Source organism: Caballeronia mineralivorans PML1(12) (genome assembly GCF_001028175.1).
GTDB classification, from domain to species: Bacteria; Pseudomonadota; Gammaproteobacteria; order Burkholderiales; family Burkholderiaceae; genus Caballeronia; species Caballeronia mineralivorans.
This window is the reverse complement of sequence record NZ_AEJF01000165.1, coordinates 24,022-49,353: the sequence shown is the minus strand read 5'-3', so window position 1 is coordinate 49,353 and position 25,332 is coordinate 24,022. Positions and strand designations below refer to the sequence as shown.

The following is a 25,332-nucleotide window of genomic DNA, read 5'->3' as shown; positions in this document are numbered from 1 at the left end:
CGCCAACCCCATACTGGTGCAGCCGGACGCCAACTTTTACCCGTCGCCGGAATGCTATCGGAAACGCCTGATGCAGCGCGTCACTCCTGTACAATTCCGCCTGTTTAAACTGCTCTTCGCCTTATCGCCGCCATGTCCGAGCTTCCCGACCTTACGCAGATCGCGCCGACCCTGAAAGCCGAAATCCTGGCCGAGGCGTTGCCCTATATTCGCCAGTATCACGGCAAGACGATCGTGATCAAATACGGCGGCAATGCAATGACCGAGGAGCGCCTGAAACAAGGTTTCGCGCGCGATGTGATCCTGCTGAAACTGGTCGGCATCAATCCGGTGATCGTGCACGGCGGCGGTCCGCAGATCGACCAGGCGCTCAAGAAGATCGGCAAGCAGGGCACGTTTATCCAAGGCATGCGCGTCACCGACGAAGAGACGATGGAAGTCGTCGAATGGGTGCTGGGCGGTGAAGTGCAGCAGGACATCGTCACGCTGATCAATCATTTCGGCGGCCACGCGGTCGGTCTCACCGGCAAGGACGGCGGCCTGATCCACGCGCGCAAACTGCTCATGCCGGATCGCGACAATCCAGGCGAATTCATCGATATCGGTCAGGTGGGTGAAGTCGAAGCCATCAATCCGGCCGTGGTGAAGGCGCTGCAGGACGACGCGTTCATTCCGGTCATCTCGCCAATCGGCTTCGGTGAAGACGGTTTGTCATACAACATCAACGCCGACCTGGTCGCGGGCAAACTCGCCGTGGTGCTGAACGCCGAGAAGCTCGTGATGATGACCAACATTCCCGGTGTGATGGACAAGGAAGGCAACTTGCTCACCGATCTGTCGGCGCGGGAGATCGACGCGCTGTTCGCCGATGGCACCATTTCCGGCGGCATGCTACCCAAGATTTCATCGGCGCTTGACGCGGCGAAGAGCGGCGTGCGCTCGGTGCACATCATCGATGGGCGGATCGAGCATTCGGTATTGCTCGAGATCCTGACCGAACAGCCGTTCGGGACGATGATCCGCTCACATTGAACGTGGACTCCGCTGGCGACCGGAGCGGGAGCGGTTTGGCGCGTGCTGGCAGACGCCGGATGAACACGCATGGTCGCCCCGTCTGGTTGTTCGATCTCGACAACACGCTGCATCACGCGTCGCATGAGATCTTTCCGGCCATCAATCGCGGGATGACGCAGTACATCCTTGATCGTCTAGGCGTCGATATCGATGAAGCCAACCGGTTGCGGACCGGTTATACCCAGCGATACGGCGCCGCCTTGCTCGGCCTGGTGCGCCATCATCGCGTCGATGCCGCCGATTTCCTGCACGTTGTGCATACCTTCGCCGATCTTGGTTCGATGGTTCGCGCCGAACGCGGCCTCGCGCGGATGATCCGCGGGCTGCCGGGACGCAAGATCGTGTTGACCAATGGGCCTTCGGTTTATGCACACGCTGTGCTTAATGAGCTGGGTATCGCCAGGCTGTTTGAACGCGTGATCGCCATTGAGGATATGCAGGATCGCAGCGGATACTGGCGCGCGAAGCCCGACGCGGCAATGCTTCGGCGCGCAATGCGGCGCGCTCACGTGCCGCTTTCCGATGCGGTTCTTGTCGAAGATACACGTGGGCATTTGAAACGCTATAAGCGTTTGGGGATTCGCACGGTCTGGATTACGGGGCATCTGCCGTCGGTCTTAAATGCCAGCGGCGCCACGTCCCTTCGATCGCCCAGTAGCGGACGACCGCATTACATCGATCTCAAGATCCGCTCGTTGAAAGGCTTGCGCGGTCTCGGTTGAACAAGATTAGACGTTCCGTCGCGCCCGGCCATCCTCCGGCAGCAAAGTAGTATGGACTTCAAACTTCATCGCCTGCCGCGCTGCTGCGGTCGGCTCTTCGCCTGCCTTTCCCGTTTTTCCGATATACTTCATCGCTATCTTGATTTGTTTCATCGCGCCGATTTGCTGACTCGATTGCGGGCGCGCGAACCCTGACCCGGTTCACTATAAATGCGGCTAAAGAGGTTGTCAGCCGCGCCGCTTATCTCCCCCCGCGCATCGCCGACGCCGTTTAGCCGCCCTGTTTTCTCTAGGCGGAATGAATGGAATCAATCGGCATCGTCACTGCCCAAACACTGCATTTCACCGAACCGCTGCGCATGCAGAATGGCAGCTTGCTCGGTGACTACGATCTCGTCGTCGAAACCTACGGCACGCTCAACGCCGCCCGCTCGAACGCCGTGCTGGTGTGCCACGCTTTGAACGCCTCGCATCACGTAGCGGGCGTCTACGCCGATGACCCCAAGAACATCGGCTGGTGGGACAACATGGTCGGTCCCGGCAAACCGCTCGATACCAATCGGTTCTTCGTCATCGGCATCAATAATCTCGGCTCGTGTTTTGGCTCGACCGGACCCATGAGCGTGAATGCCGCAACCGGCAAACCCTACGGTGCGAGTTTCCCCGTTGTTACCGTCGAAGACTGGGTCCACGCGCAAGCTCGCGTAGCGGACCAATACGGCATCGAACGTTTCGCCGCGGTCATGGGCGGCAGCCTCGGCGGCATGCAGGCGCTCGCCTGGAGCATGATGTATCCGGATCGTGTGGCGCATTGCATCGTGGTGGCATCGACGCCGAAACTCTCCGCGCAGAACATTGCGTTCAACGAAGTCGCGCGCTCCGCCATCCTCTCCGATCCCGATTTCCACGGTGGCGATTACTACGCGCATGGCATCAAGCCGCGTCGTGGACTGCGCGTGGCGCGGATGATCGGCCACATCACATATCTCTCCGACGACGACATGGCCGCAAAATTCGGCCGCGCGCTGCGCCGTGCAGAAGGCGCTCTGGATGCCTACAACTTCAACTTCGATGTCGAGTTCGAGGTGGAGTCGTACTTGAGATACCAAGGCGATAAATTCGCCGAATACTTCGACGCGAACACGTATCTGCTGATCACGCGCGCGCTGGATTACTTCGATCCGGCCAAAGCCTTCGAGGGCGACCTGACCAAGTCGCTCGCCCACACCACGGCGAAATACCTGATCGCCAGCTTCTCCACCGACTGGCGCTTTGCGCCTGCGCGCTCCCGCGAGCTGGTGAAAGCGCTGCTCGATCACAAACGCACGGTGAGCTACGCCGAAATCGATGCGCCGCACGGCCACGACGCCTTCCTGCTCGACGATGCGCGTTATCACAACCTGATGCGCGCCTATTACGAACGTATTGCCGCCGAGGTGGGCGCATGAACCAAATCACGCTGGACTCTCTTTCGCTACGCTCGGACTTTCGGGCAATCGCGCGCTGGGTTGAACCCAGCTCATCGGTACTCGATCTGGGTTGCGGCGATGGGTCGCTGCTCTCGCTGCTCGCCGAAGAACTCGATGTGACCGGCTACGGCATCGAAATCAACGACGCCGGCGTGCTCGCCTGCGCGCAAAAAGGCGTGAACGTTATCCAGCAGAACCTGGAAGACGGCTTGCGCCTGTTCGAAGACGACAGTTTCGACTTCGCGATCCTGTCGCAGACGCTGCAAACGATCCATCAAACGGCCGCGATCCTACGTGAAACCGTGCGCGTGGGGCGCGAATGCATCGTGTCGTTTCCTAACTTCGGCTACTGGCAGCATCGGCTGACGGTGTTGCAGGGGCGCATGCCGGTGTCGAAAACGCTGCCGTATCAATGGCATAACACGCCGAACGTGCGTGTTCTCACCATCCGGGATTTTGAGGCGCTCGCGCCGGAAGTGGGTATCGAAATCCTCGATCGCGCCGTGCTGCATGGCGGGCAGTCCATCCGGTGGGGCGCGAACTGGCGTGGTAGCCTTGCGGTCTATCGCGTGAAGCGAAGCTGAACTGAGCTTGCCGGTTCGCCGCTCGCGCACCGCTCACTGCATCAGACCTGTTCAATATGTCCAACTCGCCACACGAGGCGCCCGCTCTTACCGCTCACGAAGATCACCCCGGCTGGCGCGCGTTTCTCAACAAACGCATGCTGATTTGCGTGTTTCTCGGCTTCACGTCGGGGTTGCCGCTCTTCACGCTCATCTATCTGGTGCAAGCGTGGTTGCGCACCGAAGGCGTGAACCTGAAGGAAATCGGCCTGTTTGCGCTGATCCAGTTTCCTTACACCTGGAAGTTCATCTGGGCGCCGCTGATGGACCGCTACGTGCCGCGACTGCCCGGCTGGCGGCCGGGACGGCGGCGCGGCTGGATGATCGTCACGCAGTTGCTGGTGGCGGTGGCGATTGGCGCGCTGGGGTTTGTATCGCCGAAACAGGAGATCTGGACCGTCGCCGCACTGACCGCGCTGGTGGCGTTTTTCGGCGCGAGCCAGGATATTTCGATCGATGCCTACCGCCGCGAACTCCTCGCCGATACCGAGCAGGGACTCGGCAACGCGGTCTTCGTGAATGCATACAAGATCGCCGCGCTCATCCCCGGCTCGCTCGGGCTGATTCTCGCCGATCACTTGCCATGGTCCACGGTCTTCATCGTCACGGCTGCGTTCATGCTGCCGGGTATGGTGTTGACGCTCGTGGTCAACGAACCCGAAATTCATGGCACGCCGCCCAAGAATCTGCGCGATGCCATCATCCAGCCATTTCGCGAGTTCATCGCTCGGGATGGCTGGCGCACGGCGCTGCTGATCCTTGGCTTCATCTTCCTGTACAAGCTCGGCGACTCGATGGCGACCACACTCTCCACGTCGTTTTTCCTCGATATCGGCTTCAACAAGACACAGATCGGTGTGATCGCGAAGACGGTGGCGTTCTGGGCGAGCCTGGCAGGCGGGATTATCGGCGGCGTGTGGCTGGTGAAGATTGGCATTGGGCGCGGGCTCTGGATCTTCGGCGTGCTGCAGATTGTTTCCACGCTCGGCTTTGCGTGGCTGGCGAAAATCGGCCCGTCGCCTGTGGCACTGGCCGCGCTCTATGGCTTCGAGACATTTGCCACCGGCCTCACCACGGCGGCGTTCGTGGCTTACATCGCGAGCACGACCGATCCGCGTTATACCGCCACGCAATTCGCGCTCTTTACGAGCCTCGCTTCGGTGCCGCGGACGCTGGCGTCGGCATCGAGCGGCTTTGTGGTCGCGCAAACCGGCTGGTTCGAGTACTTCATGATCTGCGCTGCGCTGGCTATTCCGGGCATGTTACTGTTGCCGAAAATCGCGCCCTGGAGACCTATCCGATGAAGGTGCACGCCCTAATCCGCGTCGTGGCTTACGCCGTGACGCTGCATGCTGGCCTGACCTTCGCGGCGTCCGATGCAGCGCCGGCTTCACCGGCCGCTTCACAAGCGCCGTATTCCGCGGCGAGCGACCAGATCCGTTTTGGCAATGCGGCGTTGTTCCGCAACCTGATTCCATCGGCGACATTGGAACAGCAGTCCGCCGATGAATACGCTCAAATCCTGCGCGAAGCCCGGCGTACGAAGCACCTTCTCGGCGACGACAATCCGCTCGTGAAACGCGCACGCGATATCGCCAATCGCGAGATTCCGTTTGCGCTGAAGTGGAACGACCGCTCGAAGAACTGGAAGTGGGAAGTCAACGTGGTGCGCTCGGACGAGATCCGCATGTATTGTCTGCCGGGCGGCAAGATCGTGATTTATAGCGGGCTGATCGACCGGCTGCGTCTGAACGATAACGAACTCGGCATGATGATCGGCCACGAGATTGCGCACGCGTTGCGCGAGCACGCGCGCGACCGGCTGGGCCGTCAGCAGGCGGCGCAACTGAGCACGGGAACGATTCCGCCGCTATTCGGTTTCGCCGATATCAGCTCGACCACGCTGGGTATTGGCGAGCAATTGCTGGCCATGCGATACACGCCCGCCGATGAAACCGAAGCCGATGTGATCGGCAGCGAGATTGCGTCGCGTGCGGGTTACGATCCGCGCGCTGCCGTGACGTTGTGGAAGAAAATTGATGCGCGCACGCGGCGCACGCCGAACGGTTTTATCTGGATGCATCCGTTTGGCGCTGCGCGCGTACACGACCTGATGAAGCGCTTACCCGACATGATGCCGCTCTACGCAAAAGCGATCGGCAAGACGGTGGACCAGTTGCCGAATTACGCGGGAATGGGCCGGTTTAAAAAGCCGCGGCTTTAAACCTTCCAGTCGTAGTCAATAATCAGCGGCGCGTGATCGCTGAACTTGATATCGCGGAAAACGGAGGTCGCGCTCGCCGTGTGCGCAACACCCTTCGTCGCGATCTGGTAATCGATCCGCCACCCTACGTTCTTCGCGTAAGCCTGGCCGCGATTGCTCCACCACGTATATTGCTCAGGCCGCTGATCGAGCGTTCTGAAGACATCGACGTAAGCTTTTTCGTCGAACAGTTGCGTGAGCCACGCGCGCTCCTGCGGCAGGCAACCCGAGTTCTTCTGATTGCTCTTCCAGTTCTTGATGTCGATTTCCTTGTGCACGATGTTCACGTCGCCGCACAAAATCACTTCCCGTTTCTTAGCCAGCGCTTCAAGGTGCGGCATGAACTCGTCCATGAACCGGTACTTGGCCTGCTGCCGTTCTTCACCGCTGGACCCCGAAGGCACATACACCGAGATCACCGATAAATCCCCAAAGCGCGCCTCCACATAACGCCCTTCAGGATCGAACTCCTCACTCCCGAACCCGATGATCACTTCATCCGGTTCGTGCTTCGTATAGAGCCCCGCACCCGAATATCCCTTCTTCACTGCGTGCTGAAAGTAACCCTGAAAGCCATGCGGCGCAAGGAACTCCGGCGTCAGGTCGTCTTGCGAGCACTTGATCTCCTGCACACAGACGACGTCGGCATCCTGCTCGCCGAACCAGTCGAAGAAACCCTTCTTGGCGGCCGACCGAATGCCGTTCAAATTAGCGGTGATGACACGAAACATGAAGCATCCTTGTATGTTGGTGAACTACTCGACCTTGATCCCTTTCAGCGACTCTTTCGCCGGCGGATATTCGAGCTTCAAACCCTGCAGCGTACGCGCCATCAACTCCGCAACCATCACGTTGCGGTGCGTCTTCGAATCGGCGGGAATCACGAACCACGGTGCAATCTGCGTCGATGTCGCGCCCAGTGCGTCTTGATAAGCCTGGCGATAATCGTCCCAGAGTTTGCGGGCTTCGAGATCCGATGGGTCGAACTTCCAGTGCTTCTCCGGATTGTCGATACGCGCCTGCAATCGCGCTCTCTGCTCGTCCTTCGATATATGCAAAAAGCACTTCACGATCGTCGTACCGTTTTCGGCAAGCATCGCTTCGAACTCGCGAATCTGCCGATAACGGCGTTCGCATTCTTCCTGATCGATCTGTTTGAGCACGCGCGGCACGAGCACGTCTTCGTATTGGCTGCGATTGAAAATGGCGAACTCGCCCGCGGCCGGCACCTGTGAATGAACGCGCCAGAGAAAATCGTGCGCGGCTTCGCGTTCGGAAGGCGCCTTGAACGGCACGATGCGCAAACCGAGCGGATCGACGTCGTGAAAAACACCGCGAATCGTGCCGTCCTTGCCGCTTGTATCCATGCCTTGCAAGATAAGCAAGACGCGCTGCGAGCGTTGCGCGTGCAGCTTCTCCTGCAATTGATCGAGTGCGGCATTCAACTCGCTCAAACGCACGCGATCCTGATCTTTCGTCCCCAACGAAAACGGCTTCGCTGCGGTGTCGACGGAAGCAAGATTGAACGGCTTGAATTTCTTACCATCGAAATAAGGCACGCGATAATCGTCGAGATCAGGTTTTTTGGCCACGCGTGCGTTCCCGGTTAATAAAACAAAGGGTTGCTGCCAGAACGGACCGGCAGCAACCCGCGAATAGTCCAGCAGTCAGCTCAAGAGGATAATTTCCTCTTCAAAAGCTCGTTGACCTGCTGCGGATTCGCCTTGCCCTTCGTCGCTTTCATGGCCTGGCCGATCAGCGCGTTGAACGCCTTCTCCTTGCCTGAACGGTACTCGTCGACGGACTTCTGATTCGCGGCCATCACTTCGTCGATAATCGCCTCCAGTGCGCCCGTATCCGAAATCTGCTTCAAGCCCTTCGCTTCGATAATCCGGTCGGCGGCAGCGTCATCGGTGGCTTTCTCTTCCCAGATCGCCTGGAAAATATCCTTCGCGATCTTGTTCGAGATCGTGCCATCGGCCACGCGCTGAATCACGAGTGCGAGCTGCGCAGGCGACACCGGCGAGTTTGCGATATCGAGCGAATCGCGGTTCAACTGCGACGATACTTCGCCCATCAGCCAGTTGGCCGCGAGTTTCGCGTGCGCCGGCCCGACAACCGCGACCACGCTTTCGAAATACGCCGACATCGCTTTCGACGACGTCAAGCCCGCCGCGTCATACGGCGTCAGACCGTATTGCTCGACGAAACGCGTTTGCATCGCTTCGGGCAGTTCGGGCAATTCGCTGCGAACCCGCGCGATCCACGCTTCATCGATCACTAAAGGCATCAGATCAGGATCGGGAAAATAGCGGTAATCGTGCGCATCTTCCTTGCTGCGCATAGACCGCGTTTCGCGCTTGTCGGGATCGTAGAGACGCGTTTCCTGCACGACCGTGCCGCCGTCTTCGATCAACTCAATTTGCCGGCGCACTTCGTACTGGATAGCTTCTTCAAGAAAACGGAACGAGTTCAGGTTCTTGATCTCGGCGCGCGTACCGAATTCGGCTTGTCCGAGCGGGCGCACGGAGACGTTCGCGTCGCAGCGAAACGAGCCTTCCTGCATGTTGCCGTCGCAAATACCGAGCCATTGCACGAGGCTGTGCAGGCTTTTAGCGTAGGCCACGGCTTCAGCGGCGCTGCGCATTTCCGGCTCGGTCACGATCTCCAGCAACGGCGTGCCCGCGCGATTCAAATCGATACCCGTCATGCCCGCGAAGTCCTCGTGCAGCGACTTGCCGGCGTCTTCTTCCAGATGCGCGCGCGTCAGGTTGACGGTCTTTTCGTACGCGGCCGTGCCGGTTTTTTCGTTCGCCGGAACCTGGATCGTGACGCTGCCGCCCTGCACAACCGGGATTTCAAACTGACTGATCTGATAACCCTTCGGCAGATCGGGATAGAAATAGTTTTTACGCGCAAAAATGCTGCGCGGCGCAATGGTCGCGCCGATGGCGAGGCCAAGACGAATCGCACGCTCCACGGCGCCGCGGTTCATCACGGGCAACGAGCCCGGCAGCGCCAGATCAACAGGACACGCCTGCGTGTTTGGCTCTGCGCCGAACTGCGTGGCCGCGCCTGAAAAAATCTTGGAGACGGTGGATAGCTGCGCGTGCGTCTCAAGGCCAATAACGACTTCCCATTGCATGCTCATACTCCTGCCGGTGATTGCAAATGCCAGTCGCTCGCGCGCTGAAACGCGTCGGCGACCTGCAGCAACCGGGCTTCGTTGAAATAGTTGCCAATAATCTGCAAGCCTACCGGCCGCGTGGAATGCGCGCTGCCGGCCGCGCCGAAGCCGCACGGCACGCTCATGCCCGGCAAGCCGGCGAGACTGATCGACAGCGTGTAGATATCGGCGAGATACATCTGGACGGGATCGTCGGCTTTCTCACCGAGGTTCCATGCCACCGATGGCGCTACCGGCCCCATGATCACATCGCAGTGATTAAACGCTTCCTGGAAATCCTGCGCGATGATGCGGCGGATTTTCTGCGCCTGAAGGTAATACGCGTCGTAATAGCCGTGCGACAGCACGTACGCGCCGACGAGAATCCGGCGCTTCACTTCCGGCCCGAAACCTTCGGCGCGCGACTTCTTGTACATATCCAGCAAGTCGGTGTACTCGGCCGCGCGATGTCCATACCGCACGCCATCGAAACGCGATAGATTCGACGACGCTTCCGCCGGCGCGATGATGTAGTACACGGGAATCGACAACTCGGTTTTCGGCAGTGATACCTCGACCAGCGTTGCGCCGAGCGCTTCGTATTGCTTCAAGGCGACGTCGATGGCGCTGCGCACTTCAGCGCTCAAGCCCTCTCCGAAGAACTCCTTCGGCAAGCCGATGCGCAAGCCGGCGAGCGGTTTGGCCGCATCGTCGCCGGACCAGCGCTGGCCGAGATAGCGCGTGTAATCTTCGTCCTCGCGCTGGAGGCTGGTCGAGTCGCGCGGATCGAACGACGCAATCGCGTTGAGCAGCAGCGCGCAATCCGCGGCACTGCGGGCCATCGGTCCGCCCTGATCGAGCGACGACGCGAACGCGATCATGCCGTAACGCGAAACGCGGCCGTACGTGGGCTTGATTCCGGTGATGCCGGTGAACGACGCGGGCTGGCGAATCGAGCCGCCGGTGTCCGTGCCGGTGGCAGCGGGCGCGAGGCGCGCAGCGACGGCCGCAGCCGAGCCACCCGACGATCCGCCCGGAACAGCTTTCAAATCCCAAGGGTTTTTAACGGGACCGAAATACGAATTCTCGTTCGACGAACCCATCGCGAATTCGTCCATATTGGTCTTGCCGAGCGTCACCACGCCTGCATTCTTGAGGCGGTCGACGACCGTGGCATCGAATGGGCTCGTGTAGTTGGCGAGCATCTTCGAGCCGGCCGTCGAGGTCCAGCCACGCGTGACAAACACGTCTTTATGCGCGATCGGCAGGCCAGTCAGCACGCCTGTTTCGCCTTTGGCGATCAGCGTATCTGCAGCTTTGGCCTGGGCGAGCGTGAGGTCGTGGTCGACGCTGATGAACGCGTTGAGATTCTTCGCGGCTTCGATGCGCTGCAAAAAGAGCTGCGCAAGTTCGACGGCGGAGAGGGTTTTTGCGTCGAGTGCCGCGCGCAGTTCGGTCAAGCTTTTTTGATGCATTGCGTTCTTCCTGAGGGGCGCCGCGTCCCGCGCGCCTTTTAGTTTTCGTGCGTATATTGCGTTGCCCTTGCCTGGAGTCGTGCATGGGCTCAAGGCGCGACGTTCATTCGATCACTTATTCGATCACTTCACTTATTCGATCACCTTAGGCACGAGATACAGCCCGTCGCGCACGGCCGGCGCGGGCCGCTGGAACTCTTCACGGTCTACTTGCTCTGTAACGGCGTCGTTTCGCAAACGCAGCTCGGCTTTCTCGATCTGCTCGATCGGGTGCGCAAGCGGTTCGATACCGGTGGTATCCACCGCCTGCATTTGCTCGACGAGACCGAAGAAGTCGTTCAGCCGCGCCAGCGTGGGTTCGGCCTCGTGCTCGGGCAATTCGAGCCGCGCGAGGTGGGCAATGCGTTTTACATCGGTCAGGGTCAGGGTCAGGGACATTCGATCACCGGTTTTTTTCAACTTACGCGCTAGCAAAGAGCGCCACTGCAATTCGAGATAAAGGAGCCCTGAAAAGCAGGCTTGACGATGGCAAAATGTACCGTCCTTTTCCTTCGAACACCCCAAAATTATAAGGTATCATTACGCGTTCGACCCAAATCCGGATCGACTTACCAGCGGCCTGTTCTTAGTTACAGAATTTTAAGAAAAGTGCCCGCCTGGTTCGCTTGCATCCTCCGGTAGATTTCTTCGCAGTCTTGCAATTTGCGCGGCCAAAAATGGGTCTCGCTGCAGGCTGTCATTTTTTCCGCTGCCGTCCTTTGGCGCTCGAAGCGAGGCACGGCTCCCAGCGAGACAGGATTTTGAATGTTCGGTTTTTTGCGCAGCTACTTTTCAAACGATCTGGCGATTGATCTCGGCACCGCCAACACGCTGATCTACATGCGGGGCAAGGGCATCGTCCTTGACGAGCCATCGGTGGTTTCCATCCGCCAGGAAGGCGGTCCGAATGGCAAGAAAACCATTCAGGCCGTCGGCCGCGAAGCGAAGCAGATGCTCGGCAAAGTGCCGGGCAACATTGAAGCCATCCGGCCGATGAAGGACGGCGTTATTGCCGACTTCACCGTCACGGAGCAGATGATCAAGCAGTTCATCAAGACTGCGCATGAATCGCGGATGTTCTCGCCTTCGCCGCGCATCATCATCTGCGTGCCGTGCGGTTCGACCCAGGTCGAGCGCCGCGCCATCAAGGAAGCGGCACATGGCGCCGGCGCGTCGCAGGTGTACCTGATCGAGGAACCCATGGCAGCGGCCATTGGCGCCGGCTTGCCGGTGTCCGAGGCAACAGGCTCCATGGTCGTCGACATCGGCGGCGGCACGACCGAAGTGGGTGTGATTTCGCTCGGCGGTATCGTGTACAAGGGTTCGGTGCGCGTGGGCGGCGACAAGTTCGACGAAGCCATCGTCAATTACATCCGTCGCAATTACGGCATGTTGATCGGCGAGCAGACGGCTGAAGCGATCAAGAAAGAAATCGGTTCGGCTTTCCCGGGCTCCGAAGTCAAGGAGATGGAAGTCAAGGGCCGTAATCTTTCGGAGGGCATTCCGCGCAGCTTCACCATTTCGAGCAACGAAATTCTCGAAGCACTGACCGATCCGCTGAACCAGATCGTCTCGTCGGTGAAAATCGCGCTGGAACAGACGCCGCCGGAACTAGGCGCCGACATTGCCGAGCGCGGCATGATGCTGACCGGCGGTGGCGCGTTGCTGCGCGATCTCGACCGGCTGCTGGCGGAAGAGACCGGCTTGCCAGTGCTCGTCGCTGAAGATCCGCTGACGTGCGTCGTACGCGGTTCGGGCATGGCGCTCGAACGCATGGACAAGCTCGGCAGCATCTTCTCCTACGAGTAAGCCTTGACGCCTTTCACGAAGGCGCCAACAGCACGCACTCGCTCAATGCACCGACTGCGACGTGCGCGTAATATGCGACTCGCGCAATCGTTCATTCGGCCCGGCTTTAACCGGGCCGGTGTGAATGGCGCTGGGCAGGGCCGCGTTTCCACGCGGACCCGCAGCATCGAACCAACCGATCACGCCCTCGGCGCCGACCATGGAATACAGTCCGCCGCCACTTTTTAAGCAAGGTCCATCCGCTCTCGCGCGATTGATCTTCTTCGTGGTGCTTGCCCTCGCCCTGCTGATCTCCGACGCGCGCTTTAACACGCTCGAGATCGTGCGCGGCGTGCTGGGAGCGGGTTTGTATCCGCTACAGCGCGCGGCGCTCGTGCCACGCGACATTTTCATGGGCGCCGCCGATCTGGCCGTCACCAGTGCAACCCTGCGCAATGAAAACACCAAGCTGAAAGAAAAGAACCTCGAGTTGTCGGTGAAAGCGGGCGATGCGACCCAGCTCAACGCCGAGAACGCGCATCTTCGCGCGCTGCTGCAGCTCGGCTCGCGCGCGAGCACGCAAACCACGCCGGTCGAAGTCCAGTACGACACTCGCGATCCTTTCACGCAAAAAGTCGTGATCGGCAAGGGTGCGCAACAGGGCATCCAGAACGGCGCGCCGGTGGTCAACGAAGACGGCGTGATCGGGCAGGTCACTCGCGTGTTCCCGCTGCAATCGGAAGTGACGCTGCTCTCCGACAAGGATCAGGCCGTGCCCGTGCAAATCGTGCGGACCGGTTTGCGCAGCGTGATCTACGGCACGCCGAAGGGCGACACGCTCGACCTGCGTTTCGTGCCGATCAGCGCCGACGTGCAAACCGGCGACGAACTCGTGACGAGCGGCCTGGACGGCATTTATCCGCCGGGGTTGCCCGTGGCGAAAGTGGTTCGCGTGGATAAACAAGCCGATACCGCATTCGCCCGCGTGGTCTGCCTGCCGATCGCGCCGGTGCGCGGTGCGCGTCAGTTGCTCGTGCTGCATTACGAGATCAACCAGCCGCCAAATCCTGAAGAAGTCGAAGCAGCGGCTGCAGCCAAGGAAGCGAAGGACAGCAAGGGCAAGAAAGGCAAGGCAGCCGCGGCGAAAAGCGCCAGCGCGACCGCGACCGCGAATGCGGCGAGTACGCCCACCGCCACGGCCGCCGCTGCTACGAAAAACCCGGAACCGGCTGCCGTCGCGAAGAAAACCGAGCCCGCCGCCGCGAAGAAACCTGAAAAATCCGAGCACGCGAGGAAAGCTGAACCTGCCCGCAAGCCCGCGCCCGGAGCCGCACCATGAACCGTCCGCAATACATCCTGCAGCCGGTCAATCCGTACTTCATTACGTTCAGTCTGGCCACTGCGTTCCTGCTGAACCTGATGCCGTGGGGCCGGACCTTCGGCATCCCCGATTTCGTCGCGCTCGTGCTGCTGTTCTGGAACGTTCACCAGCCGCGTCGTGTGGGCATGGGTATCGCGTTCATGCTCGGCATGCTCATGGACGTTCACAATGCCAGCCTGCTCGGTGAGCACGCGCTGGCGTATACGCTGTTGTCGTATGGCGCCATCACGATTCACAGGCGCGTATTGTGGATGTCTCTGCCGGTGCAAACGTTCGTGGTCGCGCCCTTGCTGATCGGCGCGCAAATCGTGCCGTTCGTGATCCGCCTGCTGACGGGCGCGGCGTTTCCCGGTTGGGGCTATCTGATCGACGGGTTCGTGGAAGCCATTTTGTGGCCGCTCGCGAGTTTCCTGCTGCTGATTCCGCAGCGCCGAGCAACCGATCCCGACGACACGCGCCCCATCTGAGTAGATTCAAGCGCCTGCCGCAACTGCTGCACGCCACCTGGGCCACACACGCGCTCCCCGCGAAGATTGCATGACCGAATTTCAGAACGCCGAACAACAGTTATCGAAGTTTCGCCTGCGTGTGGCTGCCGCCGGCCTGTTCGTGTTCGTCTGCTTCGGGCTGATCGGCGTGCGGTTCCTGTATCTGCAGGTCTGGCATTTCAGCAAATACTCGCTGCAAGCCGATGAAAACCGCATCTCCGTCGCACCGATCGTGCCGAACCGCGGCATCATCACGGACCGCAACGGCGTGGTCCTCGCGAAGAACTATTCCGCGTACACGCTGGAAATCACGCCGTCGAAGATCGACACCACGCTCGACGATGAAATCGATCGCATCGCGACGGTCATTCCCGTCGATCAGCGCGACCGGCGGCGCTTTAAAAAGCTGCTGGAGGACTCGAAGAATTTCGAGAGCCTGCCCATCCGCACGCGCCTCACCGACGAAGAAGTCGCGCGTTTCACCGCGCAGCGGTTCCGCTTTCCGGGCGTGGAAGTGCGCGCGCGGCTGTTCCGGCAATATCCGCTTGGGCCGACAGCGGCGCATGTGATCGGCTATATCGGGCGGATTTCGCAGCGCGATCAGGAACGCATCGACGAAGCGAGCGACCAGAACGACGCCGATACCGATCACTACGACGCGCGTCTGGACGCGAACAATTACAAGGGTACTGACTACATCGGCAAGATCGGTGTGGAGCAGAGTTACGAGACGGAGCTGCACGGTTTGACCGGCTTCGAGGAAGTGGAAGTCACCGCAGGCGGCCGGCCGGTGCGCACGCTGTCGCGCACGCAAGCTACACCGGGGAACAACCTGGTGTTGTCGCTCGATATCGGCTTGCAGCAGGTCGCCGAACAGGCCTTCGCGGACAAGCGCGGTGCGTTGGTCGCCATCGAACCCTCAACGGGCGACGTGCTCGCGTTTGTCTCGGCACCGAGTTTCGACCCGAATTCGTTCGTCGATGGCATCGACCAGCAGACCTGGGATTCGCTGAACAACTCGCCCGATCACCCGCTGCTGAACCGGCCGCTGCACGGCACGTATCCGCCCGGTTCCACCTACAAGCCGTTCATGGCACTCGCCGCGCTCACGCTGCACAAACGCACGACTAGCTGGGGTTTCCAGGACCCGGGTTCGTACACGTTCGGCGGCCACACCTTTCGCAACGACGTGCGCGCAGGGCAAGGCTGGGTCGACATGAATCGCGCGATCGTGGTCTCCAACGACACCTATTTCTATATGCTCGCGCACGATCTCGGCGTGAATGCGATGGCCGGTTTCATGAAGCCGTGGGGATTCGGCCAGATCACGGGTATCGATATCAACGGTGAAGCGCGCGGCATTCTTCCGTCGACCGAGTGGAAAAAGAAGGCGTACCGGAAGCCGGAACAGCAGCGCTGGTATGAAGGCGAGACGATCAGCCTAGGTATCGGGCAGGGCTATAACTCGTTCACGATCCTGCAACTCGCGCACGCGACCGCTACGCTTGCGAACGACGGTGTGGTGATGAAACCGCACCTGGTGAAGGAAGTCGAGAATCCGATCAGCAAGGCGGTACGCATCACCGTGCGCGATCCGAGCGACAAGATTGCCGTCAAGCAAGCGGATGTCGACTTCATCAAACGGGCGATGGAAGGGGTGATCACTAGCGGCACGGGCGCCAAGATTTTCCGCGGCGCACCGTATGTGGCGGCCGGTAAAACCGGGACGGCGCAGGTTTATTCGCTGCAAGGCGCGAATTATTCGCACGGCGCGATAGCGGAACATTTGCGCGATCACGCGTTGTTTATCGCGTTCGCACCGGCGGATCATCCGACCATCGCCGTTGCGCTGATCGTTGAAAACGGTGGCTGGGGCGCCGAAGCGGCCGGGCCGATCGCGCGCAAAGTGCTCGATTATTATCTCGTCGACAAACTGAAACCCGGTGCGGAAGCCGCGGCCGTGGCAGCGGCGGCATCGGCGACGGAAGATGCAGGTGCTCCGGTGATCGGTGGCGCGCAAAGCCCCGTGGACGCAGCGCTGCCCGCTTCAGTGACGGCCGCCTCGCCGGCGTTCAAGCCGTTGGCGGCGTCCGATGCGGCGGCTGGGGCTGCTGCGTCCGATTCGGCTGCCTCGGCAAGCAGCGGAGCCGAAGCTGCGTCGGGCGCCTCGGCGGCATCCGCCGTTCCCGTCACACCGAGCATGTTGCGCGCGCTCGAAGCGCCGCGCGTGCCGATCCCGCCTATCGCGACGGAAGCGCGGGAAATAGCGCGGCCAGCAACTGCATCGAAAGCGCCGGCTGTGGCCATCGCGAAGGAAGCCACCCGCACCGCCGAGCCCCGCAAGGCCCCCGCCGCACCGACACCGCCGCCACCGCCGCCGAAGGAACCCGCGCCGACTGCCGCAATTCCCCGCAACACCGGCAAAGGCGCCATCCAGACGTTGACGCCGTCTGGCGGCATCGACGAGTAAAGGAGAATCGCCATGCAAGCACTGCAATTCGACAAGCGCGTCTGGCTCGAACGCACGAAGCGCTTGTTCGCGGGCTTCGACAAACCGCTCGCGCTGATCGTGTTCTTGCTGCTGTGCGTGGGCATCGTGACACTGTATAGCGCGAGTCTCGATGTCCCGGGCCGTGTGGAAGACCAGTTGCGCAACATCATGCTGACGTTCGGGTTGATGTGGATTCTCGCCAACGTGCCGCCGCCCACGCTGATGCGCTTCGCCGTGCCGCTTTATACCATCGGTATGGCGCTGCTGATCGCGGTCGCCACGTTCGGGCTGACCCGCAAAGGCGCGAAACGCTGGCTGAACGTGGGCGTGGTGATCCAGCCCTCGGAGATCATGAAGATCGCGATGCCGCTCATGCTCGCCTGGTATTTCCAGCGGCGTGAGGGCGGCATCCGCTGGTGGGATTACATCGTCGGCTTCGTGATCCTGATCCTGCCGGTGGCGATAATCGCCAAGCAGCCGGACCTCGGCACCGCCGTGCTGGTGTTCGCCGCGGGCCTCTTCGTGATCTATTTCGCGGGCTTGAGTTTCAAGCTGATCGTGCCGATTCTCGTTGCGGCTGTGATGGTAGTCGCGAGTATCGGTGTATTCCAGGAGCGGATTTGCCAGCCGGAAGTGAACTGGCCGCTGATGCACGACTACCAGAAGCACCGTATCTGTACCCTGCTCGACCCCACCTCCGATCCGCTCGGCAAGGGCTTTCACACCATTCAGGCCGTGATTGCGATTGGCTCGGGCGGGACCTTCGGAAAAGGCTGGCTAAAGGGAACGCAGGCGCATCTGGAGTTCATCCCCGAGAAACATACCGACTTCATTTTCGCGGTGTTTTCGGAGGAATTCGGGCTCGTGGGTGGGCTCGTGCTGCTCTTTCTCTACATGGCCTTGATCGCGCGAGGGCTGTTTATCGCGGCGAACGGGGCCACCTTGTTTGGACGCTTGCTGGCCGGGTCGCTGACCATGGCGTTCTTTACTTACGCGTTCGTGAACATCGGGATGGTGAGCGGGATTCTGCCGGTGGTCGGTGTACCGCTGCCGTTCATGAGTTACGGAGGAACCGCGCTCACGACCCTCGGCGTCGCGGTCGGGCTCATCATGAGCGTGTCGCGGCAAAAGCGACTGATGAAAGGCTAGGGGTTTCTCCAAATCACACGTTGTTACAGCCAAGCCCGCGATGATGTTTTCATCGCGGGCTTTTGTTTTATTGCGGTTTTATTGCGGTTTTATTGCGGTTTTATTGCGGTTTTATTGCGGTTTTATTGCGGCCGCTCGCGCGCGAGTTCCGCGCTGAGCTGCTGATACTTCAGCTTCGCCGCAGGATCGCCCTGCGCCGCTGCCGCTGCGTAATACGCGCGCGCCACGTTGATGTTCTTCTGCACGCCATCGCCACCGCGTTCATAAAACGATCCGGCCACGTATTGCGCCGTCATATCGCCGCCTTCGGCCGCCTTCTTGTACCAGACGAACGCCTGCGCGTTGTCGCGCGGCGTGCCGCGGCCATCGAGGAATTGATTCGCCAGCGCGAGCTCCGCCTGAACGTGGCCCTGGTTCGCTGCACGCAGGAACCAGCGGTGCGCCTCGACCGGATCGCGGTCAACAAACTCGCCGTCGTCGAACATCTTGCCGTACACGTATTGCGCTTGCGTCATGTCGGCATCGGCGGCTTTGCGCAGCCACTTCTTGCCTTCGTCCACATCCGCCGGGCCGCCCTCGCCGTTCACCAGCATCATCGCGTAATTGAATTCGGCGAGACGGCTGCCCTTCTTCGCCGCATGTAGAAACTCCGAGCGCGCCGCGCCAAAGTTGCCCGCGTTGTAATCGGCGACAGCACTTTGCGTCGCCAGGTCACTGTTCTTGATGGTCTGCGCGTTTGCTGCACTGCACGCCAATGTCACCGTCACCGCCATGAAAACTGCGCCCAATATTCCGGGTTTCATGCCCTTGCCTCCTGCAGCGCCTGTCGCGTTGCTTTTAACAGCCAGCCCACATCGGCCGACAACGCAATCACTTTCACGCCGGCTTGCGCATACAACCGCGCGCTCGCAACATCGAGCGCGAAGATACCGCTCGCGATCCCTGCGTGTTTCGCGGTATCGATGATCTTCGTGATCGCCGCCTGCACATCCGGATGTTTGGTATCGCCGAGATGGCCGAGACTCGCGGCCAGATCCGCTGGTCCGATGAACAGGCAATCGACGCCGGGCGTCGCTGCAATTGCGTCCACATTCGCGAGCGCCTGCTCGGACTCGATCTGCACGATCGTCGATATCTGCGCGTTGGCCGAACCGACGTAATCGCGCCGGATTCCGTATGCCGCTGCGCGCACAGCGCCTGCGGCGCCGCGCAAGCCCTCGCGTGCATCGGCGCTCGGATACTGCGTGAGACGCACAACGTGTGCCGCCTCTTGCGCCGACTCCACGTTCGGGAACATCAGCGTTCGCGCGCCCGCGTCGAGCACGCGCTTCACGAGCCAGCCTTCATGCGCCGGCACGCGAACGATCGGCTCAGTCGGCAAGTGCGCTGCGGCAATCGCGCGAAGCTGCGCGACGACGTCGCGGCTGTCGTTGGGCGAATGCTCCATGTCGATACAGAGCCAGTCGAAGCCCGCATGCGCCACGGCTTCGGCCACGTCCGCGCTGCCAAGCGACAGCCACAGGCCGAACAACGTGCCGGATTCGTTCAAACGCTGCTTGAGGAGATTGGTGTAGGTGCTCATCGCGGGACCCCGGGTAGAGCAAACGCGGCGGGATGGTAGGCAGGCATGTCTCGCTCCGATAGGGCTATGTCGCTGGAATGCACCGCAGCAAAACGTGCGGCTTGTCCAACGATCATACCGTGACAAAAGCGCGCTGGCAGGAGGCCCGCCTTGGAAGCTTAGGCGCGGGAGACTTTAGATGCCTTCAACGTCAGCCCAGCAATTCGGCGTTTCGTACAGGCGTATGCGCTTGAGCTTCAGATTGACGCCGTAGTGCGCGTCGTAGACGCCGGAGAGAATTCGGAACGCCTCGGCGGCGAGATTTTCGACGGTCGGAATACGGTCGAGCACGATGGTTTTATGCTCAGCCATGGACTCGAGAAAGCCGCGTACTTTTTCATCGCGTGCATAGACGATGAACGCGTGGTCCCACTTGTTGACCAGGTGTTCCATTGCCAGCGCCTTGACATCGGCGAAATCCATCACCATGCCCCGATCTGGCGCGCCTTCGGTTTCGACGAGTTCGCCTTGCAGCGTGATTTCGAGCACGTAGCGATGGCCGTGCAGGTTACGGCACTGGCTGCGGTGATCGGGGATGCGGTGGCCCGCATCGAATTCGAGTTTTCGGGTAATCGTCTGCACGTCGGCTCAGCTTGGGCGTGATTCGCGTTAGGGGATGTTGAGGTACTTGTGCGTCTGCATGGACAGGCGCCATTGCGGATGCCGCTTGCACCAGTCGATAGCGAGCTTCGTATTGATGTCGCGCGACGGGCCGTCCATGGGTTGCACAAGGAAATACTGGAAGTCGAGTTTCGCGTAATCGGCCAAGGGCTGATTGTCTTGTGGCACGACGACTTTCAACTCGTTGCCCTTCGTCACGACCAGCGGCGCGCCGGCTTTCGGGCTCACGCAAATCCAGTCGATGCTATCCAGCACCGGCAGCGACCCATTCGTTTCAATCGCCATTTCGAAGCCCGCTGCATGCAGGGCATCGACGAAAGGCTGGTCGATTTGCAGCATCGGCTCGCCGCCCGTACAGACCACGAACTTGTGCGCTTCGCCCTCGGGCCATTGCGATGCGATCATCGCGACGAGCTCAGCCGGCGTGCGATATTTGCCGCCGTTCTCGCCGTCCGTGCCGACAAAGTCCGTGTCGCAAAACTGGCACACGGCGTCTGCGCGATCTTCCTCGCGACCCGACCAGAGATTGCAGCCGGCGAAGCGGCAGAACACGGCCGGACGGCCGGCGTTGGCGCCCTCGCCCTGCAACGTGTAGAAAATTTCCTTTACTGCGTACGTCATGATTAAACCGGTTCGGTGGTGACTTGCTCGCCCGACTTGTAGGCTTCGTAGCCGCGCTTGCGCAGCTTGCACGCCGGGCATTGGCCGCAGCCGAAGCCCCACTCGTGGAGCTCGGCGCGCTCGCCGACGTAACACGTGTGTGTCTCGACGCGCACCAGTTCCACCAGCGCCTCGCCGCCTAGTTGTTCGGCTAGCCGCCAGGTATCGGCTTTATCGAGCCACATCAACGGTGTCTCGAGCAGGAAGCGGCTGTCCATGCCGAGATTGAGCGTGATTTGCAGCGACTTCATGGTGTCGTCGCGGCAATCGGGATAACCCGAGAAATCTGTCTCGCACATGCCGCCGACCAGCACCGTCAATCCCCGTCTGTACGCAATCGCGGCTGCGATCGTCATGAACATGAGGTTGCGCCCGGGTACGAACGTGTTGGGCAAACCGCTCGCGCTCGCCTCGATTTCGATCTCGCGCGTCATGGCGGTATCGCTGATCGCACCGAGAACCGACAGGTCGATCATGTGATCTTCGCCGAGCCGCTCGGCCCACTGCGGGAACTGCTGTTTCAACGACGTGCGAAAGCCTTCGCGGCATTCGAGTTCCACGCGATGCCGCTGGCCATAGTCGAAGCCGAGCGTCTCGACGCTCGTATAACGATCGAGCGCCCAGGCGAGGCATGTGGCCGAATCCTGGCCGCCGGAAAACAGCACCAATGCGCTGTCTTTAGCGTCTGTCCGAGTCACGGTGAAACTCCATGAATGAAGGCTTGAGTGGCGCGCCGTGGCGTGGCGTTTCGTGCCAGGCCTGGTGACTACCGTATCAGCGCCGGGCCACACCAGTATAGGTGGCGCAAGCGGGTGCGCTGCGGGCTCGCTGCGTGTTCATTGCGCCCCAAGTCTTTGAAGAACCAAGGATTTTACCATGGCGCCGTTTTGACGCACCGGGGCGGCATGGGACGACGAGCGTTGACAGATCCCTTGGCAGCTCAAACGCGTCTTCCGGACACAATGGAAAATGCCCGGAAACCTTGCGGTTTCCGGGCATTTTTTGCAACTGTGGTGGCCTGGGACGGAATCGAACCATCGACACGCGGATTTTCAATCCGCTGCTCTACCAACTGAGCTACCGGGCCACGAAGAACGAAAGTATATCAAAGTGGATTATGTCGCTCAAGTGCTTTTTGGCGCCTTTTTACTGTAACGATCCTGGAACCCAAGCCAGTCAAGCCTCGCTCTTGTTTTTACCAAGGTCGACGCCAAGCTGCTTGAGCTTGCGGTACAAGTGCGTACGCTCCAGTCCTGTCTTCTCCGCCACGCGCGTCATGCTGCCATTCTCACGGGCCAAGTGATACTCGAAGTACGCGCGCTCGAAGGCATCGCGTGCATCGCGCAGTGGGATGTCGAAGGAGATGGATGCCGTCGCGCCAGCCGGACCCGCCGCGGCACCCGCGCCCAACGCGCTACCATCGCCACCGCCCAAGTTCAGCGACGAAGCCACCGGCAACGCAGCCGATGCCGGCACCGTCGAACCGCTCAGCGGCAACGCCGGGCGCAGGGCCGCGTTTGCGATCGGCGCTGCAGCCGTTCCGCGAGCAAGCCCTTGCTCGACAGCCTTGAGCAATTTTTGCAACGCGATCGGCTTCTCAAGGAAGTTAAGCGCGCCGATCTTCGTGGCTTCAACCGCCGTATCGATAGTCGCATGGCCCGACATCATGATCACCGGCATGGTGAGCTTGCCCTGCGCCGCCCATTCTTTGAGCAGCGTCACGCCGTCGGTATCGGGCATCCAGATGTCGAGCAGCACGAGATCGGGCGCCTGCCGCAATCGATATTCCCGCGCATGCTGCGCATTCTCCGCCGTCTCCACCACGTGACCTTCGTCGCTCAGGATCTCCGAGAGCAATTCCCGGATTCCCATTTCGTCGTCTACCACCAGGATGGTTGCCATTTACGCTGCCCTTGTCTGCACTAATGCTTTTGTCGTTCCGTGGCTCGCAGCCGTCGAGGGCGGCGTCGCGCCCGGTTCGGCGGTATCGTCCGCGAGTTGCAGGAACAGAATCGAGATCTGCGCGCCTTCGATCACGTCAGCGGTCTTCGAACGATTACGGATGTCGATGCGCGCGCCATGCTCGTCGACAATCTTCTTCACCGTTGCAAGACCCAGACCCGTGCCCTTGGCCTTTGTCGTCACATAAGGCTCGAACGCGCGCGAGAGAATTCGCGCGGGAAAACCAGGACCGTTATCCGATACCGTCAAGCGCACCGCCACGCGGGCATGTCCTGAGGCATCGGGCTCGCCATATTCTACTGTCTTCGTTTCAAGCAGCACGCGCGGCTCGGCGACATCGGCCACCGCGTCCTGCGCGTTCTGCAAGAGGTTGTGAATCACCTGACGAAGCTGCGTGGCGTCGCCCCGAATCACCGGCAATTTTGTCAGCTCGATGGTGAGATGACTCTTGCCCTCTTCAATGCCATACAACGTCAGTACTTCCGTCACAAGATCGTTGAGCTGCAGGTTGCCAAGCACAGCCGGGGGCGTACGCGCGTATTCGCGGAAGTCGTCGACCATCTGCTTCATTGCCTGCACCTGATTCACGATGGTGGTCGCGCCGCGCTTGAGCACGTCAGCGTCGGCGGGGGTGAGCTTATCAGCCAGCTTCATCTGCAGCCGTTCGGCCGACAACTGAATCGGCGTGAGCGGGTTCTTGATCTCATGCGCAAGCCGCCGCGCCACTTCACCCCATGCGACCGAACGCTGTGCCGAGATGACGTCGGAGATATCGTCGAATACGACTACGTAGCCGGTTGTTTCGGCGTCGTCGGTATCGCTTTCGGTCAGGGTCAGCAACTGCGTACCGCGTACCAGCAAGGTCAGCGGATCGGTCTCGCCGGGTACGGGAACGGCAAGTTGTTGCTGCCAGTGACCGCGATCGCCGATCGGCCGGCCGCTGCCGCTTGCCGCCGCGTCGCGATCAGCGAAGGCTTTACGGACCATCGCGCCGAACTCCGCCAACACGCCAATTTGCTCCAGCGGCAGATTCAATGACCCATTGAACGGCTGCCGGAAAATACGCTCGGCGCCGCGATTGGCCGTGGTCAAACGGAACTGGCGGTCGAACACGAACACGCCCGCCGTCAGGTTCGCGAGAATACTCTCGAGATACGCCTTCGAATGCTCCAGCGCGATGCGATTGTTCTCGACCGCCGCGCGCGCCTCGGACAACTGCCGCGTCATTGCGTTGAACGACTGCGTGAGGAAACCGAGTTCGTCACGCGACTTCACTTCGCGCTTGGGCGTGTAATCGCCCTCGGCCACTTCCTTCGTCCCTTGCGCCAATAGGAACAACGGCCGCGCGAGCTGATTGCCGAGCGCGAGCGCGAGCATCATCGCAATGAAGGTCGCGAGGAACAACGCGAGCGTCAGCGTGCCGATGTACATCTTGCGCAAACCGGTGCGCCCAAGTGCCTTTTCCTGATACTCCCGATACGCGCGCTGCACAGCGTCGGCATTGCGGGCGAGTCCGGTACTAACCGGCTGTTCGATCTGCAGGAAACGTTCCGTTGGCTGCAACTCGGTGGTGGAACTGTCGGGAATCTTCACGATCACCCGCAGCCTCAATGCGCCTTTCGGCCCGGTCTGGCTCGAATCGCCATCCACCTCGCCTTCGATTGCCCCATAAGGCCGGCTGCGCGCCTGATTCAGTTGCAGGGGCGTCGGCAAATTGTCGGGCACGAGCGCGGCGAAGTTACTCGATGCCTGCGCCACCACGCGCACATCGGGCGCGGTGCCCGAGCCGCTTCTCGCCGGCTCGACGATGGTCGCGTCTTGCACGTTGAACTGATCGCGCAGGCGCAAGAGCGTGAGCGTGAGACTGGTTGGATCGGCGCTGGCAAGCTGGTCACCCATCAGACGGCCTTTGTTCTGCAGATCCGACAACGACGCGTCGAGCATGCCGCGCCCAAGATTCAGCCCCGAGGTGAGCGCGGTTTCCACATTCACGTCGAACCATGATTCGATACTGCGTGACACGAACTGATACGACACCACGTAGATGATCCCGCCCGGCACCACGCCCACGAGCGCAAAGATAAACGCGAGTTTCGCGAGCAGCCGCGTGCCGAACTTGCCCTGGCGCACCCGCGTGATGATGATCGCCAGCAGCCCGATGACGATGAGTATCAGCACGACCGCCACCGCGAGATTCGCGGCGTAGAGCCACTGATAATAGCGATCGAAGAACTCGGTGTTCGCGCTGGCGAGCGCCAGCATCACGAGCAGCAAAATGGCCGTGAGCGCGACCGTTGCCACGAGCACGCGAACCACGATGCCCGTCATGTTCGTGCGGCG

The 25,332-nt window shown here is 60.7% G+C and carries 25 protein-coding genes and 1 tRNA gene; 11 read left to right on the top strand and 15 right to left on the bottom strand.

Translation table 11 applies throughout. The features are described from left to right. Positions 1 to 132 precede the first annotated feature (132 nt). A complete protein-coding gene (gene argB / locus EOS_RS27585; protein WP_047895360.1) occupies positions 133 to 1,032 on the top strand; it encodes an acetylglutamate kinase in 900 nt (299 codons plus the stop codon). A 59-nt stretch (positions 1,033 to 1,091) separates the two neighbouring features. Next, positions 1,092 to 1,796 carry a pyrimidine 5'-nucleotidase gene (locus EOS_RS27580; protein WP_047895359.1) on the top strand — a complete coding sequence of 235 codons (705 nt, stop codon included), beginning with the start codon at positions 1,092 to 1,094 and terminating at the stop codon, positions 1,794 to 1,796. Between the two features lie 6 nt (positions 1,797 to 1,802). On the opposite strand, the gene EOS_RS47200 is transcribed toward EOS_RS27580, so the two are convergent. Next, positions 1,803 to 1,949 (bottom strand): hypothetical protein, encoded by a 147-nt coding sequence (locus tag EOS_RS47200; RefSeq protein WP_160312538.1) that lies wholly within the window; start codon positions 1,947 to 1,949, stop codon positions 1,803 to 1,805. Positions 1,950 to 2,098: 149 nt separating this feature from the next. On the opposite strand from EOS_RS47200, the gene metX reads away from it, so the two are divergent. The 4 genes from metX to EOS_RS27560 are packed head-to-tail and all read left to right on the top strand — an operon-like array spanning position 2,099 to position 6,112. Beyond that, on the top strand, positions 2,099 to 3,244 hold the full coding sequence (gene metX, locus EOS_RS27575; RefSeq protein WP_047895358.1) for a homoserine O-succinyltransferase MetX: 1,146 nt from the start codon (positions 2,099 to 2,101) through the stop codon (positions 3,242 to 3,244). After that, positions 3,241 to 3,849, top strand: a complete 609-nt coding sequence (metW, locus tag EOS_RS27570) for a methionine biosynthesis protein MetW (protein ID WP_047895357.1) — start codon at positions 3,241 to 3,243, stop codon at positions 3,847 to 3,849. The genes metX and metW overlap by 4 nt, the downstream gene beginning before the upstream one ends. 56 nt (positions 3,850 to 3,905) lie before the next feature. Continuing rightward, positions 3,906 to 5,192 (top strand): AmpG family muropeptide MFS transporter, encoded by a 1,287-nt coding sequence (locus EOS_RS27565; protein ID WP_047895356.1) that lies wholly within the window; start codon positions 3,906 to 3,908, stop codon positions 5,190 to 5,192. Then, positions 5,189 to 6,112, top strand: a complete 924-nt coding sequence (locus EOS_RS27560; protein WP_082163542.1) for a M48 family metallopeptidase — start codon at positions 5,189 to 5,191, stop codon at positions 6,110 to 6,112. Before EOS_RS27565 ends, EOS_RS27560 begins: the two co-directional genes overlap by 4 nt. Here the strand turns inward: EOS_RS27560 and EOS_RS27555 are convergent. From EOS_RS27555 to gatC, 5 genes are all read right to left on the bottom strand, one after another. Then, complete coding sequence (locus EOS_RS27555) at positions 6,109 to 6,882, bottom strand: exodeoxyribonuclease III (protein WP_047895355.1); 774 nt, start codon at positions 6,880 to 6,882, stop codon at positions 6,109 to 6,111. The two genes, EOS_RS27560 and EOS_RS27555, sit on opposite strands and share 4 nt — an antisense overlap. 24 nt (positions 6,883 to 6,906) lie before the next feature. Beyond that, positions 6,907 to 7,743 (bottom strand): polyphosphate kinase 2 family protein, encoded by an 837-nt coding sequence (locus EOS_RS27550; RefSeq protein ID WP_047895354.1) that lies wholly within the window; start codon positions 7,741 to 7,743, stop codon positions 6,907 to 6,909. An 80-nt stretch (positions 7,744 to 7,823) separates the two neighbouring features. Further along, positions 7,824 to 9,302 (bottom strand): Asp-tRNA(Asn)/Glu-tRNA(Gln) amidotransferase subunit GatB, encoded by a 1,479-nt coding sequence (gene gatB / locus EOS_RS27545; RefSeq protein ID WP_047895353.1) that lies wholly within the window; start codon positions 9,300 to 9,302, stop codon positions 7,824 to 7,826. Next, positions 9,299 to 10,792, bottom strand: a complete 1,494-nt coding sequence (gatA, locus tag EOS_RS27540) for an Asp-tRNA(Asn)/Glu-tRNA(Gln) amidotransferase subunit GatA (protein ID WP_047895352.1) — start codon at positions 10,790 to 10,792, stop codon at positions 9,299 to 9,301. Before gatA ends, gatB begins: the two co-directional genes overlap by 4 nt. 132 nt (positions 10,793 to 10,924) lie before the next feature. Continuing rightward, a complete protein-coding gene (gene gatC / locus EOS_RS27535) occupies positions 10,925 to 11,224 on the bottom strand; it encodes an Asp-tRNA(Asn)/Glu-tRNA(Gln) amidotransferase subunit GatC (protein WP_047895396.1) in 300 nt (99 codons plus the stop codon). Between the two features lie 372 nt (positions 11,225 to 11,596). Here gatC and EOS_RS27530 point away from each other — a divergent pair, with 372 nt between their 5' ends. After that, positions 11,597 to 12,640, top strand: coding sequence for a rod shape-determining protein (locus EOS_RS27530; protein ID WP_017772379.1), 1,044 nt, complete (start codon positions 11,597 to 11,599; stop codon positions 12,638 to 12,640). Positions 12,641 to 12,682: 42 nt separating this feature from the next. Here EOS_RS27530 and EOS_RS47195 read toward each other — a convergent pair whose 3' ends face one another. Continuing rightward, positions 12,683 to 12,841, bottom strand: coding sequence for a hypothetical protein (locus tag EOS_RS47195; protein WP_160312537.1), 159 nt, complete (start codon positions 12,839 to 12,841; stop codon positions 12,683 to 12,685). On the opposite strand from EOS_RS47195, the gene mreC reads away from it, so the two are divergent. The 4 genes from mreC (at position 12,840) to rodA (ending at position 18,128) form a co-directional block, all read left to right on the top strand. Beyond that, the gene (mreC, locus tag EOS_RS27525; protein ID WP_047895351.1) at positions 12,840 to 13,958 is read left to right on the top strand and encodes a rod shape-determining protein MreC; all 1,119 of its coding nucleotides are present in this window, start codon (positions 12,840 to 12,842) and stop codon (positions 13,956 to 13,958) included. The two genes, EOS_RS47195 and mreC, sit on opposite strands and share 2 nt — an antisense overlap. Further along, entirely contained in the window at positions 13,955 to 14,467 is a 513-nt protein-coding gene (mreD, locus tag EOS_RS27520; RefSeq protein WP_047895350.1) for a rod shape-determining protein MreD, read from the top strand. Before mreC ends, mreD begins: the two co-directional genes overlap by 4 nt. Before the next feature lie 70 nt (positions 14,468 to 14,537). Continuing rightward, a complete protein-coding gene (mrdA, locus tag EOS_RS27515; protein ID WP_047895349.1) occupies positions 14,538 to 16,958 on the top strand; it encodes a penicillin-binding protein 2 in 2,421 nt (806 codons plus the stop codon). A gap of 21 nt (positions 16,959 to 16,979) precedes the next feature. Further along, a complete protein-coding gene (gene rodA / locus EOS_RS27510) occupies positions 16,980 to 18,128 on the top strand; it encodes a rod shape-determining protein RodA (protein WP_047895395.1) in 1,149 nt (382 codons plus the stop codon). Positions 18,129 to 18,250: 122 nt separating this feature from the next. Here rodA and EOS_RS27505 read toward each other — a convergent pair whose 3' ends face one another. The 8 genes from EOS_RS27505 to EOS_RS27470 all read right to left on the bottom strand — a co-directional run bounded on the left by EOS_RS27505 (position 18,251) and on the right by EOS_RS27470 (position 25,320). Then, complete coding sequence (locus tag EOS_RS27505) at positions 18,251 to 18,901, bottom strand: tetratricopeptide repeat protein (RefSeq protein ID WP_235442989.1); 651 nt, start codon at positions 18,899 to 18,901, stop codon at positions 18,251 to 18,253. 26 nt (positions 18,902 to 18,927) lie between these two features. Next, positions 18,928 to 19,710, bottom strand: a complete 783-nt coding sequence (locus EOS_RS27500) for an HpcH/HpaI aldolase family protein (protein ID WP_047895347.1) — start codon at positions 19,708 to 19,710, stop codon at positions 18,928 to 18,930. A 174-nt stretch (positions 19,711 to 19,884) separates the two neighbouring features. Then, positions 19,885 to 20,331, bottom strand: coding sequence for a 6-carboxytetrahydropterin synthase QueD (queD, locus tag EOS_RS27495; RefSeq protein WP_047895346.1), 447 nt, complete (start codon positions 20,329 to 20,331; stop codon positions 19,885 to 19,887). Positions 20,332 to 20,358: 27 nt separating this feature from the next. Further along, a complete protein-coding gene (gene queE / locus EOS_RS27490) occupies positions 20,359 to 20,991 on the bottom strand; it encodes a 7-carboxy-7-deazaguanine synthase (protein ID WP_047895345.1) in 633 nt (210 codons plus the stop codon). 2 nt (positions 20,992 to 20,993) lie between these two features. Then, on the bottom strand, positions 20,994 to 21,728 hold the full coding sequence (queC, locus tag EOS_RS27485; protein ID WP_047895344.1) for a 7-cyano-7-deazaguanine synthase QueC: 735 nt from the start codon (positions 21,726 to 21,728) through the stop codon (positions 20,994 to 20,996). Between the two features lie 313 nt (positions 21,729 to 22,041). Beyond that, positions 22,042 to 22,117: transfer RNA gene (locus tag EOS_RS27480), tRNA-Phe, on the bottom strand. An 89-nt stretch (positions 22,118 to 22,206) separates the two neighbouring features. After that, complete coding sequence (gene esaR / locus EOS_RS27475; RefSeq protein WP_047895343.1) at positions 22,207 to 22,932, bottom strand: response regulator transcription factor EsaR; 726 nt, start codon at positions 22,930 to 22,932, stop codon at positions 22,207 to 22,209. Further along, positions 22,933 to 25,320, bottom strand: a complete 2,388-nt coding sequence (locus EOS_RS27470; protein WP_047895342.1) for a sensor histidine kinase — start codon at positions 25,318 to 25,320, stop codon at positions 22,933 to 22,935. Positions 25,321 to 25,332 lie beyond the last annotated feature (12 nt).